At 69.8% G+C, this 15,851-nt stretch carries 18 protein-coding genes; 1 reads left to right on the top strand and 17 read right to left on the bottom strand.

Annotation, left to right across the window (positions count from 1 at the left end; genetic code table 11):
• Both C4F17_RS11760 and pbpC read right to left on the bottom strand, forming a co-directional pair.
• Positions 1–1,470, bottom strand: coding sequence for a TPM domain-containing protein (locus C4F17_RS11760; RefSeq protein ID WP_106935336.1), 1,470 nt, complete (start codon positions 1,468–1,470; stop codon positions 1–3).
• Positions 1,467–3,740: a penicillin-binding protein 1C gene (gene pbpC / locus C4F17_RS11755; protein ID WP_081265815.1), complete on the bottom strand. Its 2,274-nt coding sequence runs from the start codon at positions 3,738–3,740 to the stop codon at positions 1,467–1,469. The genes C4F17_RS11760 and pbpC overlap by 4 nt, the downstream gene beginning before the upstream one ends.
• Before the next feature lie 185 nt (positions 3,741–3,925).
• On the opposite strand from pbpC, the gene C4F17_RS11750 reads away from it, so the two are divergent.
• Positions 3,926–4,132: a thrombospondin type 3 repeat-containing protein gene (locus C4F17_RS11750; protein ID WP_081265816.1), complete on the top strand. Its 207-nt coding sequence runs from the start codon at positions 3,926–3,928 to the stop codon at positions 4,130–4,132.
• A gap of 21 nt (positions 4,133–4,153) precedes the next feature.
• On the opposite strand, the gene C4F17_RS11745 is transcribed toward C4F17_RS11750, so the two are convergent.
• The 15 genes from C4F17_RS11745 to C4F17_RS11675 all read right to left on the bottom strand — a co-directional run bounded on the left by C4F17_RS11745 (position 4,154) and on the right by C4F17_RS11675 (position 15,818).
• Positions 4,154–4,780, bottom strand: a complete 627-nt coding sequence (locus C4F17_RS11745) for a LysE family translocator (protein WP_081265817.1) — start codon at positions 4,778–4,780, stop codon at positions 4,154–4,156.
• A gap of 52 nt (positions 4,781–4,832) precedes the next feature.
• Positions 4,833–5,234, bottom strand: a complete 402-nt coding sequence (locus C4F17_RS11740; RefSeq protein ID WP_081265818.1) for a GFA family protein — start codon at positions 5,232–5,234, stop codon at positions 4,833–4,835.
• Between the two features lie 83 nt (positions 5,235–5,317).
• Positions 5,318–5,605 (bottom strand): DUF2277 domain-containing protein, encoded by a 288-nt coding sequence (locus tag C4F17_RS11735; RefSeq protein ID WP_081265819.1) that lies wholly within the window; start codon positions 5,603–5,605, stop codon positions 5,318–5,320.
• Between the two features lie 35 nt (positions 5,606–5,640).
• Positions 5,641–6,135: a GNAT family N-acetyltransferase gene (locus C4F17_RS11730; RefSeq protein ID WP_081265820.1), complete on the bottom strand. Its 495-nt coding sequence runs from the start codon at positions 6,133–6,135 to the stop codon at positions 5,641–5,643.
• A 65-nt stretch (positions 6,136–6,200) separates the two neighbouring features.
• Positions 6,201–7,544, bottom strand: coding sequence for an amidase (locus C4F17_RS11725; RefSeq protein WP_199851942.1), 1,344 nt, complete (start codon positions 7,542–7,544; stop codon positions 6,201–6,203).
• Positions 7,545–7,546: 2 nt separating this feature from the next.
• Positions 7,547–8,260 (bottom strand): DUF2848 domain-containing protein, encoded by a 714-nt coding sequence (locus C4F17_RS11720; RefSeq protein ID WP_106937518.1) that lies wholly within the window; start codon positions 8,258–8,260, stop codon positions 7,547–7,549.
• Positions 8,261–8,267: 7 nt separating this feature from the next.
• On the bottom strand, positions 8,268–9,593 hold the full coding sequence (locus C4F17_RS11715) for an MFS transporter (protein ID WP_081265822.1): 1,326 nt from the start codon (positions 9,591–9,593) through the stop codon (positions 8,268–8,270).
• 42 nt (positions 9,594–9,635) lie between these two features.
• On the bottom strand, positions 9,636–10,325 hold the full coding sequence (locus C4F17_RS11710; protein ID WP_106935335.1) for a DUF4286 family protein: 690 nt from the start codon (positions 10,323–10,325) through the stop codon (positions 9,636–9,638).
• A 144-nt stretch (positions 10,326–10,469) separates the two neighbouring features.
• Entirely contained in the window at positions 10,470–11,387 is a 918-nt protein-coding gene (locus C4F17_RS11705) for a LysR family transcriptional regulator (protein WP_106935334.1), read from the bottom strand.
• A gap of 100 nt (positions 11,388–11,487) precedes the next feature.
• Positions 11,488–12,597, bottom strand: a complete 1,110-nt coding sequence (locus C4F17_RS11700) for a serine hydrolase domain-containing protein (RefSeq protein WP_106935333.1) — start codon at positions 12,595–12,597, stop codon at positions 11,488–11,490.
• Between the two features lie 11 nt (positions 12,598–12,608).
• Positions 12,609–13,439 (bottom strand): class D beta-lactamase, encoded by an 831-nt coding sequence (gene blaOXA / locus C4F17_RS11695; protein WP_081265826.1) that lies wholly within the window; start codon positions 13,437–13,439, stop codon positions 12,609–12,611.
• A gap of 164 nt (positions 13,440–13,603) precedes the next feature.
• Entirely contained in the window at positions 13,604–13,972 is a 369-nt protein-coding gene (locus C4F17_RS11690; protein ID WP_081265827.1) for a nuclear transport factor 2 family protein, read from the bottom strand.
• A 60-nt stretch (positions 13,973–14,032) separates the two neighbouring features.
• Positions 14,033–14,467, bottom strand: coding sequence for a hypothetical protein (locus C4F17_RS11685; protein WP_106935332.1), 435 nt, complete (start codon positions 14,465–14,467; stop codon positions 14,033–14,035).
• Between the two features lie 7 nt (positions 14,468–14,474).
• On the bottom strand, positions 14,475–15,149 hold the full coding sequence (locus C4F17_RS33385) for a VOC family protein (protein WP_234382759.1): 675 nt from the start codon (positions 15,147–15,149) through the stop codon (positions 14,475–14,477).
• Positions 15,150–15,170: 21 nt separating this feature from the next.
• The gene (locus tag C4F17_RS11675; RefSeq protein WP_106935331.1) at positions 15,171–15,818 is read right to left on the bottom strand and encodes a hypothetical protein; all 648 of its coding nucleotides are present in this window, start codon (positions 15,816–15,818) and stop codon (positions 15,171–15,173) included.
• Between the last annotated feature and the right edge of the window lie 33 nt (positions 15,819–15,851).

The raw sequence follows: 15,851 nt of genomic DNA, 5'->3' as shown, positions 1-15,851 counted from the left end.
CTACCAGCTGCCCGAAGCGCCGCCGCCGCTGCTGGAGCCGCCGCCCGAGGACGAGGAACTGTCCGACGAACTGCTGCTGCTACTGCTGCTGCTCGACGAGCTGCTGCTCCATCCGCTGTCGCGGTCGTCGTCGTGGTCGTCGCCGCTGCCGTTGCCCGTGGCGGGGAAGAACCCGAACACCAGCGCGATGAAGCTCACCAGCGCCATGGCGAGCCAGGTCTCGTCCGGCTCCGGGCCCGGCCGCAGCTGGACGAAGGCGAAGCCGATGACGCCCGTCACCAGCGCGAGCCGCACCATGAAGCCGAGCGCGCCGCGCTTCCAGTGAATGCGCACGCCCGCCACGATCACCGCGAGGCCGATGCCGACCACGGCGGTGGCGATCACGCCCCCGATGATCCAGGGCACCTTGTCCGCGCCCAGGTAGAAGCCGAGCCCGACGAGACCCGCGATCGCCAGCGCGATGCAGATGAACACATAGCGCGCCGTCCTGAACCGGCCCGACAGGTAGCCGACCCCATACATGAAGCCGACCGGCATGAAGAGGGCGAACGGCATCGCGAGGTTCGCCAGCGCCAGCGTCGCGCCCACAGGGCCGGCCGCGAGCAGGCCCAGCACCGTCGGCCAGCGGCGCCGCTCGGGCGACGGCGGCTCGGTCTTCAGGTCGGCCCAGAGTGCGCCTTCGCGCTGCGCCCGGTGCGCGTCCACGCGCCGGCCCTTGCGGCCCCGCTTGCCGCTGCCTTGCGACACCACGCGCGGCGCGGCCGGGCGCGGCCGGCTCCCGTGCCACACCCCCACGCCGATGGTCCAGAGCATCACCGCGAGCAGCGTCGTGTTGATGCGCGACTGGCTGGACTCGGTGGAGAACGCGTCGATCACGCGGTGCAGCGGCGAAGACTCCCTGTCCTGCTGCTCGGCCGGTGGCTCTTCGTCCACCACCTGCAGCTGCGGCGCGCTGATCAGCTCCGACAGCGACTGCACCGCCGCCTTCACGCCGCCCGCGAAGTCGCCGTTGCGAAAGCGCGGCGTCATCTCGCCGTCGATGATGCGGGCCGCCTGGATGTCGGTGACGCGGCCTTCCAGGCCCGTGCCGACCTCGATGCGCATGCGGCGGTCTTTCAGCGCCACCAGCAGCAGCACGCCGTCGTTCTCGTCCTCGCGGCCGAGCTTCCACTGCGCGAAGACGCGCGTGGCGAACTGCTCGATCGAATCCTCCCCCGTGGTGGGCACGATCAGCACCGCGAGCTGGGCCTGCGTGCGTTGCTCGATGGCGGAAATGTCCTCGCGCAGCGAGCTGGCGTCTTCGGTGTTCAGCGTCTTCGTGAGGTCGACCACGCGCGAGGTCATCGCGGGCACCGGCACCGGCTTGGCCTGCGCGGGGAGGCACAGCGCGAACGCTGCGGCCAACAGCATCAGGAAGGCGGCCAGCCGAAGCCAGCCGTGCGCGGCCGGATTGGCGAAGCCCGCTCTCATCGCTTCGCGCTCTTGGTCACGACGCCCGCGCCGCGCACTTCGATGCGCCGCTGGTCGACCACCTTGCCCGTGCTGTCGACCAGCTCGATCACGTGGCGCCCCGGCCAGGGCAGCCATTGCGCGCTGTTGCCGCGCGCGAAATGCTTGCCGTCGATGCGCCATTGCACACCACGACCTTCCGACTCGAAGCGCACGCGCTGGCGCAGCGGCGGAATGTCGGGGTCGACCGCGATGATGGTGCCGTCGGACGGCGCGGTGATGCGCGCCGACGCTGCACTGCCGGCCATGCCGGTGTCCAGCGCGAACAGCGGCTGCTCGGTGCCCTGCAGGAACCACTCGTCGCGCGCGGCCTCCAGCGGGCCGCCGTCGGCACCGGGGCCGAACTCCACGTGCGCCTGCACCACGCCGGGCGGCGGCGCGGGTGCGCGGCTGGGCTCGCGTGCGTGCAGGAAGCGCATCACCTCGGCCCACACCGGCGCGGCGCCGCTGGTGCCGCTCACGTCCCACATCGACGCGCCGCTGGCGTTGCCCACCCACACGCCGACCGTGTAGCGCTGCGACCAGCCCACGGCCCAGTTGTCGCGCATGTCCTTGCTGGTGCCGGTCTTCACGGCGGTCCAGAAGCGGGTGGACAGGATGCTGTCCAGGCCGAAGGTGCGGGTGCGGGCGTTCGGGTCGGAGAGGATGTCACCGACGATGAAGGCGGCACCCGCATCGAGCATCGGCGGCTCGGCGGCCTTGGCCTTGTTGTTGGCCGCAACGGCTGGATTGGATGCAGGCCGCGCGGTCAGCGTCGTGGTGCCGTAGCGCCCGCCGTTGGCCAGCATGCGGTAGGCGTTGGTGAGCGACAGCAGCGACACCTCGGCGCTGCCGAGCGCGAGGCTGTAGCCGTAGTAGTCGCCGCTCTCGCGCAGCGGCAGGCCGGCGGCGCGCAGTTCGCGCGCGAAGGCCTCGGGCGACACCATCACCAGCGTGCGCACGGCGGGCACGTTGAGCGACGCGGCCAACGCGGTGCGCGCCGACACCGGGCCCTTGAAGCGGCGGTCGTAGTTCTGCGGAATGTAGAGGCCGCTGGCGGTGCTGATCTGCGCCGACGAGTCCTCGATCAGCGAAGCGGCGGTGATGCGCCGCTCGGCAATGGCCTGCCCGTAGAGCAGCGGCTTGAGGGTGGAGCCGGGCTGGCGCAGCGCGGTGACGCCGTCGACCTCGGCGGCCTGGCTCAGCGGGCCCGACGAGCCGACCCAGGCGAGCACTTCACCGGTGGCGTTGTCGAGCACGACGAGCGCGCCGTCTTCCACGTGGCGGTCGCGCAGTTCGCGCAGGTGGCGCTGCAGCGTGTCGAGCGCAAAGCGCTGCAGCGGCGCGCGCAGCGTGGTGCGCACGCTCGCTTCCTTGTTGTCTTTCTCCTTCCCGCTCTGGGGGAGGGCCGGGGTGGGGGCTGCCCCCGCATTCGCGTCCCTCAGTTCCCGCAGCACCCGCCGCGCCGCATGCGGCGCGATGCCCTCGTTCGGCTCGAAGGCCCGGCGCTGCACGGCGGCGCTGGTGAACATGTCCAGTGCCTCGCAGTCGACCTTCTGCTGCGGCTCCATGGCGCGCAGCACGTCGCAGGCGCGCTGCGCCACCAGCGCGGGCTTGGCATTGGGGGCTCGCACCAGCGCCGAAGCCACCGCCGCTTCGCGCGCATCGAGCCCGCTCGGCGCCTTGCCGAACAGCGTGCGCGAGAGCGCATCGATGCCCACGATCTCGCCGCGGAACGGCACGGTGTTGAGGTATGCCTCCAGGATCTGGTCCTTGCGCCAGTTGCGCTCCAGCTGCGCGGCGGCCACGGTCTGGCCGATCTTCTGCGTGAAGCTGCGGCCGCCCGAGGCGCGCCGCAGGTCCTCGTCGAGCAGGCCCGAGAGCTGCATCGTGATGGTCGAGGCGCCGCGCGTGCGGGTGTTCCACAAGTTGCCCCAGGCCGCGGCCGACACGGCGCGCCAGTCGATGCCGCTGTGTTCGTAGAAGCGCTTGTCCTCGCTCAGCACCATGGCCGTGCGCAGGGCCGGCGACACGTCGGCCAGCGGCGTCCATTGGCCGCGCCGCACGGTGGGGTCGGTGCGCACGCGCTGCAGCAGCTCGCCGTTGCGGTCGACCACGGCGGTGTCGGACGAGCGGAAGTCGCGCTTCACTTCCTCGAAGCTCACAAGGGCCAGCGCCGGTTGCGCGCAAACCGCTGCGAGCAGGGCGAAGGCCAGGGCCTTTCGGTCGAAGGAAGAGGGCGCGAACTGCATGAAGGAGAGCGTCGTTTCGAAAAGTATGTGGCGGTGACATTCTCCGCGAAGCACATCGGGATGCCGGCCTACCCGGGGACGGGGCGCGGGCCTCATGGCGGCGGCGCGCGCTTCATTCCAAAGTTCGCACACCCCGGCTCGCAGGAGGCGATCGCCGGTTCCACGAACATTACTAGGAGAACTTCATGGCAACGAAAACACTGGCGCTGATCCTGGCCGCCTCGGCCGTCCTGGCCGGCTGCGTGACCCCGGTCTACGACCGCCCGCCGCCGCCGCGCCCGCAGGCCGACCGCGATCGCGACGGCGTGCCCAACCGCTACGACCGCGACAGGGACGGCGACGGCGTGCCCAACCGCTACGACCGCGCGCCGAACAATCCGAACCGCAACTGACGCGACCGGACTCGCGCCGCCTCAGCCGGGCCTGCGCGCCATCAGCGCCCAGACGCCGGCGGCGCTCAGCAGCGAGCCGCCGGCAAGGTTGAAGCGCCGCTGTGCGCGTGGCGACGACAGCAGCTTTCGCGCCGAGGCCGCGAACACTGCGTAGAGCGTGGCGTTGGTCGTGGCCAGCGCCACGAAGGTCAGCGACAGCACCCACATCTGGCGCGTCACGTCCGCCGACGGGCTGATGAACTGCGGCAGGAAAGCCACGAAGAAAACGATGCCCTTGGGGTTGAGCGCCGTCACCAGATAGGTGTTGGCGAACAGCCGCCAGCGCGACACAGGTGCCGCCGGCCTGGCCATTTCGCTGGGCGAGATGCCGGCGCGCAGCAGCTTGATGCCCAGGTACAGCAGGTAAAGGCCCCCTGCCCACTTCACCACGGTGAACCAGAAGGCCGAAGCCGAGAGCAGTGCGCCCAGGCCCAGCAGCGACACCACCAGCGCCGTGGAATCGCCGAGCGCCACGGCGGCCACCAGCGGCACGTTGGCGCGGCGGCCGTGCGACATCGAATAGCTGATGACCGTGAGGATGGTCGGCCCCGGAATGATCAGCAGGACGACGGAGGCCGCGACGAAGGCGAGCCAGAGTTCGATGGGCATGTGCTTCCTGTCTTCTGTTGGTTGTGGTGAATGTGGAGGGCGCGTTTGCCGCTCAGGTGCCGATGGCCGTGCGCGCGACGTGCCAGGTGCCCCGGTGCCCGTCCACGTAGCGGATGGGAGAGTTGGCGAGGTCGTCGAGGTCCGCGTCGTCCAGGCAGGTCACGTTCACGCCGTAGGCGGTCGTGCCGGTCTCGGGCGAATGGCCCACGCCGAAGGAGCGCACGCGGCAGTGCCTGCAGACGATGTAGTGGCTGTTGCGGGTGTCGAGCATCTGCTCGCTGAGTTCGGATTCGCCTTCGAGAAGCCGGAAGGCATCGGTCGCGACGATGGCGGGCCAGAAGCGCGTCTGGGTGCAGATGGCGCAATTGCACCGAAGGGTGCCAAGGCTCAGGTCGATGTCGGCTTCGAATCGCACGGCGCCGCAATGACAGCCGCCGGTGTAGGTCTTTTTCATGTGCTTGTGAGCAGCTCCCGGTCGGTTGGAGCGGCCGGCAAACACCATATCAAATGCCGCGCCGACGGGCAGCGGCGGGGCTTTTACCGGCCCTGTTCCGGTGCCGCGCCGAACCGGGCGGCCGACCGGGCCCTGGCGCGCTCGGCCTCGACCGCGCGGTCCTTGGGCTCGGCCGTGGTGACCATCGATTCGAGCAGCCGCGCCGCGGTTGCCGCCACTTCTTCAACAGCCCGTTCGAAGGCCTCCTCGTTGGCCTTCGACGGCACGCTGAAGCCGCTGAGCTTGCGCACGAACTGCAACGCGGCGGCGCGGATCTCCTGCTCGGTGGCGGGGGGCTCGAAGTTGTAGAGGGTCTTGATGCTGCGGCACATGGGCGCTCTCCGTTCGATGACGACCTGGTTCCAGTCTAGCGAAGCAGGGCCATCGCATGGGCGTCGTGGTAGACGCCGTCGATCAGGCTGGCGCGGCGCACGATGCCTTCATGTTCGAAGCCGAGCCGCTCGTACAGCGCCTTGGCGTTCAGGTTGTCGGCGCGCACGTTCAGCGCAATGCGGGTCAGCCCGCGTGTCCAGGACTTGTCGATGGCGGCCTGCAGCAACTTGGCGCCCAGACCCCGCCCGCGCGCCTCGGGCAATAGCGCGATGCCGAGGACGCCGATGTGCGCCCGCGAATGCCCGAACACCGGCGACACGTCGCACCAGCCGACGACCCTGTCGCCATCGACCGCCACGAAGTGCGGGAAGTCGGTGGCGATCACGTTCCGGTAGAAGGCGATCGATTGCGCCAGCGGCGGCGCCTCGGTCAGCGCAAGGTACTTGTGCTCGCGGGCGACCACATCGAGCGCGCGGTGCAGGCTCTCGAAATGGGATTCGGCCGTGGGGACGACGAGGACATGGTTCATGCGCAAGACGATAGCCGAACCGGGCACCGCGGCGACAGCGCGGGTGCCCTCGGCTGCCGCCGCGTTCAGCGTGCGTGCAGCGCGGATTCCACGGCCAGCGCCACGGCCGCCAGCCTTGCATCGTCGCCGCGCACCGAGGCCAGCATCAGCCCCACCGGCAGTTCGCCCGGCGCATGGCAGGGCAGGCTGAATGCGCAGCCGTCCAGCAGGTTGATCGCGAAGGTGTTGCGCAGCAGCAGGCCGTTGGCCTTGAAGAAGGCCGCGTCTTCCGCGAGCGCGGCGATGGGCGGCGCGACGATGGGCACCGTCGGGCACACCAGGGCGTCGAAGCCTTCGATGGCGTGCTCGACGCGGCCGATCCAGTCGCGCCGGCGGTCCTGCATGGCGATGTAGTCGGCGGCGCGCACCTCGGTGCCCAGCGCAATGCGCGCGGCCACGCGGGTGTCGAAGCCGTCGCGCTTCGCGGCGAAGCGCTCGCGGTGCACGGCCGAGGCCTCGACGGGCGAGAAGCCGCCGGGCGCATTGACGGTCGCGATCTCGGCGAGTTCGGCCAGCGTGATGTCCACCATCTGCGCGCCGGCCTTCGACAGCGTCTGCAAGGCGCGATCGAAGGCGGCGGCCACGGCCGGCTCGATGTCGTCGAACATCAGCGTGCGCGGCACCGCGAGGCGCATGCCTTGCAGCGGGCGGCGGCGCACCGCGAGCGGCGTGTCGGCAATGGCGGCGTCCACCGTCAGGCAGTCTTCCACGCTGCGGGCCATGGCGCAGACGGTGTCGAGCGAGCGCGCGAGTTCGAAGGCGCCTGTTCGCGGCACGCGCGACTGCGTGCTCTTGAAGCCGACGATTCCGCACAACGCGGCGGGAATGCGGATGGAGCCGCCCGTGTCCGAGCCCAGCCCGGCCACAGCGAGGCCCAGCGCCACCGACACCGCCGCGCCAGAGGACGAGCCGCCCGGGATGCGCGGCGTCTGCGCGTCGGCCGGGTTGTGCGGCGTGCCGTGGTGCGGGTTGATGCCCACGCCGGAGAACGCGAACTCGGTCATGTTGGTCTTGCCGACGATGGCCGCGCCCTGCGTGCGCAGCCGCGCGACGGCGGCCGCGTCGTGCGCGGCCGCGGGCTCGCCCGCGCACACGGCGGAGCCGGCCATGGTGGTCTCGCCCGCGATGTCGTAGAGGTCCTTGACCGACACGGGCAGGCCGGCGAGCGGGCCCAGCGCCACGCCGGCCTTGCGCGCCGCATCGGCATGGCGCGCGGCGGCGAGTGCGCCATCGGCATAGAGCCGCGTGAACACATGCCGCGCGGCGGGCTGCGCTGCCGCTTCGAGCACTTGCCCGACCAGCGCTTCATGCGACAGCTCGCCGCGCGCGATGCGTGCGCGCAGGGCGGAAATGGTGAAGTCGTCGTTCATCGTCAGGCCACCACGGGCAGTGCTTCGACCGCATAGCGATGCACGATGCGCCGGCGCAGCAGCGGGTCGTGCAGTTCGATTTCCATCTGCGCGGCGGGGCGGATGCCTTCGCCCTTCGCGTTGGGCAGCGCGCCGAGCGTGCCGCAGGTCATGAACAGGCCTTCGGGCGCGGCGCCGCCATGGGCCATGCCTTCGCGCAGTGCCGCCAGCGGACGGATCGATGCCAGCGTGCCGCGCTGGTAGTCGACCCAGCGGCCGTCCTCGAAGATGCGCGAGCGCAGCTCGAGCGTGTCCTGGTGCGCCTCGATGTCGCGCCAGCGCCAGGCGGTCTCTGCCACCGGCTTCGCGCACATCTGCTTGGACACGGCGACAGAGTAGCTCTCCACATGGCGGTCGGTGTGGTCCGAGGCCACGCTCAGCCACCATTCGCCGTTCGAGAAGAACAGCACCGGTTCGGCCTCGCCCGAGCTCTGGTCGCCCAGCGCCTCGATGGCGGGCGACTGCGTCAGCAGCTGCGCGGCCACGCGGTAGTACAGCGGCACGCTCGACGGGCGCGGCACGCCGAGCGCGGCCAGTTCCTCGATGTGGTGTTCGATGGCCGCGACGTCGCGGCCTGTCCAGCCGGCCACCACCAGCGCGCTGGGCGCGACGGTGTGCAGGGCGGTGGTGCGGGTGCCGTCGGCTTCGACGGCTTCGCAGGCAAAACGCAAGCTCATGCCCACCTCAGCTTTCCAGCGGGCGCTTGGCCGTCTCGCGCGCCACCACCAGGGCGACCAGCGTGACGCCCAGCGCGGCCACCACGTAAAGCGACACGGCCACCGTGCTGCCCCAAGACTTGAACAGGCTGGCGATGATCAGCGGCGCGAAGCCGCCGCCCAGGATGCCCGCCAGCGTGTAGGCCAGCGAGGCGCCGGCATAGCGCACGCGGCCGGGGAACTGCTCGGTCACGAAAGCGGCCTGCGGGCCGTACATCATCGCGTGGATCAGCAGGCCCACCACCACGGCCGCGCAGATGGCCACCGGGTGCGCGCTGTCCATCAGCACGAAGAACACGAAGGCCCACGCCATGCCCAGCAGCGCGCCGGCAATGTAGACCGGGCGGCGGCCGATGCGGTCCGATAGGCTGCCGAACCACGGCACCGCGATCGCGTTGCAGGCCGCGCCGATCATCGTGGCGGTGAGCGCCAGCGGACGCGACAGGTGCAGCACCGTCGTCACGTAGGTCAGTGTGAACACCACCACCAGCGCATACAGCACGTCGGAGCCGATGCGCGAGCCGCCGGCCACCAGCAGGCGGCGCCAGTGCTGCGTGAGCACTTCCTTGATGGGCGTCTTGGCGGTGGCCTTCTTTTCTTCCATCTCGCGGAACACCGGCGTCTCGTCGACCCCGCGGCGCAGCCACAGGCCGAACAGCACCAGCGCCACGCTGGAGATGAACGGAATGCGCCAGCCCCAGCTCTGGAAGTCTTCAGGGCTTAGCCATGCCGACACGATGGCGATGAAGCCGGTGCCGATCAGCGTGCCGCACGACGGGCCGACCTGCGTGAACGAGGCATTGCGGCCGCGCTCGTCGGGCTTGCCGTGTTCCATCGACAGCAGCACCGCGCCGGCCCATTCGCCGCCGAGCGCCACGCCCTGCACGAAGCGCAGCGCCACCAGCGCCACGGGCGCCCAGATGCCCCAGGCCGCGTAGGTGGGCAGCAGGCCCATCAGCCCGGTGGACACGCCCATGATGACCAGCGTGGCCACCAGCACGAAGCGCCGGCCCAGCCGGTCGCCGAGGTGGCCGAACACCACGCCGCCCAGCGGGCGCGAGATGTAGCCGACCGCGTAGGTCGAGAAGGCCAGGATGGTGCCGGTCAGCGGGTCGAACGACGGGAAGAACACCGCGTTGAAGACCAGCGCCGCCATGATGTTGTAGACGGTGAAGTCGTACCACTCCAGCGTGGTGCCGATGGAGCTGGCCATGGCCAGCCGGCCCATCTTGGCGGACGGCGCATCGGGCGCGGTGCCGGAGGCGGCCGGCGTGGGAAGAACATGTTCGGTCATGGAGATACCTTTGTTCGGTGAAGACATGAAAGTCGGATCGGTTCAGCGCAGCTCGGCCGCGCTCAGCTTCCAGCCGAGCGCGAGCAGCCAGCCGTTGGCGGGGTCGGCGTCGAGCGCGGCGGCGGCCGTGGCGCGCGCGGCGCGGGCGGCCTCGGCGCTGCTGGTCTCGACGACCAGCATCGGCTGCAGCACGCGGCCTTCGGTGGCTTCGCGCGGCAGCGGCGTGCTGAGCGCGGCGTCGGGCACGAGCAGGTACGACTGCACGAAGCCTGCCTGCGCTGCCAGTTGGCGGCCGGCGCGTTCCGCCCCGGCCACCGGCGCCTGCGCGTTGGCGGCCGCGGCCAGCGGCAGCACCACGGCATGGCTGCCGCTGCCGAAGCCGGTGACGGCCTGCACGGCGCACACGCGGCGGATCGGCTGGCGCATGCGGTCGAGGTTGGCCACCGACCACGGCGTCTGCTTCTCGAACGCGGCGCGGTAGCCGGCGGAGCGGAACACCGCCAGCGATTCGGTGCGGTACAGGCCCAGGTACTTGCGTCCACCCTCGAGCGAGAAGTAGCGCGCGCCCGACAGGAAGCCCGGGACGCGCACGCGCTCTTCCACGTGTTCTCGGTCGTACCAGCGGTTGAAGTCGGCGTCGTCGGCGGGGTCGACGTCGGAGGCGACGAACAGCAGGCCGTTGATGTTCGCCGTGGTGTTTTCAGGAGAGAGGAGGGGGTCGGTTGCAGTCATGGCGGCACAGGGGCGGGCGGGCCTTCGAAAAATGAAGGCGCGATCTTCCGCCGCAGTGCCGTGCTGTCACAAACGAGTTTTTCTGGGCGACAGCCACAAGAATTACTGGCCCCCTCATGGGGCACGAATGCGCTGTTTTGAGGGTTAACCCTCTGTCGTTCCGCGCCAGGTTGGTGCGTTGGCGGAGGCCGTGAACTGGTCCGACGCGCGGCAGGCCAGCTCGGCCACCAGGCGGATGGCGTCGGAATCGGCCGCTTCCAGGTGGCTCACCACCAGCCGCTGCGGCGAGATGAGCGCGTCGCACTCGATGATTCGCACGTCGCCGGCGGCCACGTATTCGTACACCGGCGGCAGCGGCACCAGCGCATTGCCGAAGCCCGCCTTCACCAGCCGCGCCAGCGCGGAGATCGAGCTCACGCAATGCACCTTGCCCAGCGGAATGCCGACGGAGCGGTAGAGGTTCTTCAGCGCCTCGTGCGGCTGCGAGCCAGGGCTCATGGTCAGCACGGGCTGGCGCAGCAGCTGGTCGACGGTCTGCGCCGGCTCCGCCGCCGGCGCGCCGACCCAGCCCATCGGCATCGGCAGGCAGGGCGTGCTCACGATGCCCGCGCCGGCGATGTGGTCGGTCTGCAGCGCGATGTCGAGCGCGCCTTCGCGCAGGCCGCGATGCAGGGCCAGCGTGGTCTCGGAGGTCAGCTGCACCTCGATGCCCGGATAGGTGGAGCGCAGGTTGGTCAGAAAACCCAGCAGCCAGGTGTGCACCACTGTTTCGATGGCACCGATGCGCACGAGGCCGAGTAGGTCTTCGCGCGGGCGGCCGAGCGAGACGATCTCGCGGCGCAGCTCGAGCAGCCGTTCGCCGTAGTCCATGAGCCGCACGCCGACCGGGGTGAGCCGCAGCTCGCGCGCATCGCGTTCGAACAGGCGCGCGCCGATGTCTTCTTCGAGGGAGGCGACGCGGTTGGACACGGCCGCCTGCGTGATGTGGAGCCGGTCGCTGGCAGCGCGGAAGCTGCCCAGCCGCGCGGCCCAGAGGAAGGCTTCGACAAATCTTGTGTTCATGAGGGCACCTCGGGGCATTTTGCCGGTATTCGATGCGGCGGTGCGCCCAGGGCCCTCATGGCCGACCCGCAAGCGCCGTGCGGCGGAACGGGCGTTCCGGTCAGCGCGAGGATCGGCGCCTGGCGGGTGCCGGCGGCGGCAGGGTGATGTCGTCCGCCATGCGCGCCGCCCCGGCCGACGCATTGCTGGCAACCATCACCGCGGCCTCCTGCGTGGCCGGCGCGAACACCAGCAGCGCGCGATAGCCGCCGGTCTGGCCCGTATGGAAGTAGAGCCTGCGTCCGGCGTTCTCGCGGATGCGCACGGCGTAGCCCAGCTCGTAGATGTCGCTGTGGCCCAGCGGGGTGAGCGCGCGTTCCGCCGCGGCGCCCAGCGGACCCTTGCGGCCGGCCATGAGCGCACGCGCGAACACCAGCAGGTCGGCGGCCGTGGAGCGCAACGCGCCGGCACCCGCCAGCGCATCGAAGTCCCAAGGCGCGCGTGGTGTCCTGTCCTCGTAGCCGGGCGCCAGGCGGCCGGTCTCGGGGCCGAGGTGCTGCATCGTGTCCTTCATGCCCAGCGGCACGGCGATGTTCTCCTGCACCAGCAGTTCCCAGGGCTTGCCGTAGCGGTCCGCAAGCACCTGCCCGAGCAGGCCGAGGCCCAGGCTGCTGTAGGGGCCGTTGCAGGGTGGCACGCGGTCGAGCCTGAGCGTCGACAGGCCGGCAAGCAAACGCGCGCGATCGGCGTGCGCGAACGGGTTGCCGCCTTCGGCCATCGGGGGAGCCGGCAGCATGCCGGGCAGGCATCCCGTGTGCGTGACCAGTTGGAGAAGCGTGACGCTCGCGGTCTCCCGCGGCAGCGTCACCTGTCCGGCCAGCAGCGTGCCGAGCGTGTCGTCGAGCGACAGGTCGCCGCGCTCGACCGCCTGCGCCAGCAGCACGCCCGTGAAGAGCTTGCTGATCGAGCCGACTTCGAAGATCGGCTGGCCATCGGCGGCGATCTCCCGGACCGGGCCCGCCTGCGCGACGCTGTTGCGCTGCATCGCGAAGCGTGTTTCGCCCTGGCGCAATACGCCGACCACGATGCTGCCGGGCGCGTCGCGCATCACGCGTGCGGCGATCTCGGCCGGCGGCGTGGCGAAGCTCAGCGGCTCGGCCTGCGCACAGGCTGCGGTGAACAGTGGGGCCAATTGGGCAATGGCCCATGCGATGAGGTGAGTGCGGCGCATGTCGTGCCGCCTCAGCGCGATGCGTCCGGCATCACGCCCAGCTCGGCCAGCAGCGCACGTCCGATCGTGATGCGCTTCGGCGCATCCTCGTCGCGGCGCATGTCCATGTTGAGCGCGAAGCTCTTCACGCCGCCGTCCGCGCCCGTCACCCAGCCCACCCACCAGCCGAGGGATTCCGGCGGCTTGTAGTACCAGCCAGTCTTGGCGTGCAGCGCGTGCGTGGGCGTTTTTTCGACGAGGGTGATGTCGTGGACCATGTCCTGCGTGCGCGCCGACAGCGGCAGCTGGCGCAGCCCGAGCCGCGCGAGAAAGCGCGCCTGCTCGATCGCGGAAATCTTCAGCGGACCGTCGAGCCAGAAGCGGTCGACCACGTCGCCCAGCGCCTCGTTGCCGTAGTGCAGGCGCGCGATCCACGCCTTCATGCGCGCCAGCCCGATGCGCCGGGCCACGCCCTGGTAGACCGGCAGGTTCGACACGCGAATCGCGTCGCGCAGGTTCATGTCGTGCGCCCACTCCGCGCGGCGCTGCGGCTTGCCGCCGTAGGGCAGCACTTCGTCGATGTCTTTCACCGCGCCGGTCTCCAGCGCGATCAGGCTGTTGGGAATCTTGTAGGTCGACGCGGGCACGAAGCGCTGGCCCGCGCGCCTGGCATCGACCAGCGTGAGCTTGGCCGTGGCGGCGTCGAACAGCGCGAAGGTGCCGGGCGTGCCCGCGGCGGTGAAGTGGCGGGCGAGGTCCGCACGTTCCTGTTGGGCAGCATCGGATGCGGTGGCTGCATGGGCCAGGCCGCCATGCCACGCGGTGGCGAGAGCGGCGACGGTTGCGCTGCCGCGTACCAGCATGGCGCGGCGTTGTTCGTCGGGTGTGGAAGAGGGCATGAAAGCACGAGAGCGGAGTTGTGACGGCGCGAATCATCCAGCCGCCCTCGCGCCCGCACAACGCGGGCGGCAATGCCTGTCGTCACTGCCGTAACCGGCGTAACCGCTGCGCCGGCCGCGGGAGGCGGCTAACCGCCCATCGAGTAGAAGAACTCTTCCCGCACGATCGCGCCGTCGCGCACCGTGTACAGGCCCGCTTCTTCCATCTTGAAGCGCTGGCCGGTGGCCTTCATGGTCACGTCGAATTCGAAGCCGACGATGAAGCGGTCGTCGTGCGGCCACGGGCCCGTGACCTTGAACGAATGCACCTCGTGGTTGTCGCTCCACCACTTGCCCTTGGCCTCGATGGCCGCAAGGCCCACCGCCTCGCGCTGCTGGCCGGGCGGGGCGCCGGCCTCGACGCTCACGGCGTCATCGGCATAGAGCGATTTCGCGTCTTCGAACTTTCCCTGCCGGCATAGCGCGACGAGCTGGTTCGCGATTTCAAGCGTGGTCATGGCCTGTCTCCTGAGGAAGAGGGGACAGGCAGTTTAGGCCGATGCGGCCGATTCAGGCGCCTACCAGCTGCACTTCCTGCCGTCGTCGGAGCCGAGGTCCTGCGAGAAAGAATACTGCTTGCCGCTGCGCAGGTTCTTGTAGCCGAAGCCGTAGACGTTCGCGCCCTGGGTCGTCACCACGTACTGGCCGGCGATGCGGCCGTCGACGATCTCGGCCCAGGTGGTGATGTATTCCCACGGACGGCCTTCGGGCTTGTCGCCGACTTCGTTCTTGACCGGGACGATGGTGATCACGCGCGACGAACCCTTGTACCTGACGTAGCCACCGGACCAGTTGCTGTTCGGGTCGGAAAACACCCGCCATTCCAGGCGGATCGATTGCGCGGAGGACTCCGTCAGGTAGCGGTAGTCGACGGACACCGGCGCATCGCCCGATGCGGCCAGTGCAGACAAGGGCAGCAGAAGTCCTGCGAGCGCGAGGCGGATGTTGTTCATTTCGTCGCTAGGCGTCGTCGTTGGGTTGGATCAGGTCCCATTTGTTGCCGCAGAGGTCCTGGAAGACCGCCACGGTGCCGTGCGGCTCGTGGCGCGGCTCCTCGAGGAAGCGGACGCCGTGCGATGTCATGTGGGCGTGGTCGGACGCAAAGTCCGAGGTGTGAAGGAACAGGAAGACGCGGCCGCCGGCCTGCTTGCCGATGCCGGCTTCCTGGTCGTCGGTCACTGCCTTGGCCAGCAGCAGCGCCGCACCCGCATTGCGCGCGGGTGCGACCACCACCCAGCGCTTGCCGGGTCCGCGCGGTGTGTCTTCGAGCAGCTCGAAGTGCAGCGCTTCGGTGAAGAAGCGGATGGCTTCGTCGTAGTCGCGCACGAGCAGGGTGACGGTGGCAAGTTGGCGTGCGGCGGGGGATTGGCTCATGGTGTCATTGCGCTCTTTGAAATGAAGGCTGCCTTGCTCGACAGCGATGCAGAGGTCTTGCATGGCCGCGGCATGCATCTGCTCCGGCGTGTCCACCCAGGACACGTTCTTCCGGCAATCGCCGCAGTATCGAACGTCGGGCGAGGCCGTTTCTTCGAGCGTGTCCCATGGCTTGGAGCACGCCAGGGCCTCGTCTTGTGGCGTCGTCGGCGTGGAAGCCGGATGAAGAGGCGCGCGGCCGATGCGGACGGGCTTCTTCATCTTCATGGCCTCCGGGGTCGCTCAGTTAAAAACAATCGCGGTCTTGTGCGCAATGCTCAGCCGGGCCGCTTCGTAGAGCCGAAGCCACGAAACGTATTCCCGGTAGAGGCCTTCGTCGGCGTCGATCAGCCGGCCGATTCGCGCCACTTCCTCGTCCGACAGCTCGCCGTCGGTGAGATTGATGCCGAGCGCGGGCGCCACCAGCACCAGTTCGTCGCGCAGGCGGTAGGACGAGCCGAGCATGCCGCCGGCCAATTGCTTGTCGTCGTCCGGTTCGGAATACAGCACCTCGTCGAAATCGACCGGCACGTAGAAACCTTCCGCGTCCGAGTGGCAGACCAGGTGGCTCTCCGAGCTGTAGAGCACGTCTTCCACCACCGGATCTTCCGAGGGGTCGACACCGTCTTCCACCGGCGTTGCCATCCAGCCGGGCGAATTCGCGCGGTGCGCATAGGCCCGGCGCAGGTAGTGGATGAACGAGTACGGGAAGCCGCCGATGGCCGCACGCGAGTGCAGCGGCGGCAGTTCACGCGGCTCGGCGTGCGGCGGAAGGCCCGCCGCCGCCAGCACCTTGTTCACCACCGCCAGTTCCTCCTGCAGCCATCCGGCTCCTTCGGGATCGTGTTCGAGCAGATCGACGAGCACGCCGATGCTGATTGCGAGGCCCACTGTGTTCTCCCTTTCGAATCGGCGGCGGCGAAG

The sequence above is a fragment of the Variovorax sp. PMC12 genome (assembly GCF_003019815.1).
GTDB lineage: Bacteria > Pseudomonadota > Gammaproteobacteria > Burkholderiales > Burkholderiaceae_C > Variovorax.
This window is presented reverse-complemented; position numbering and strand designations above follow the sequence as displayed.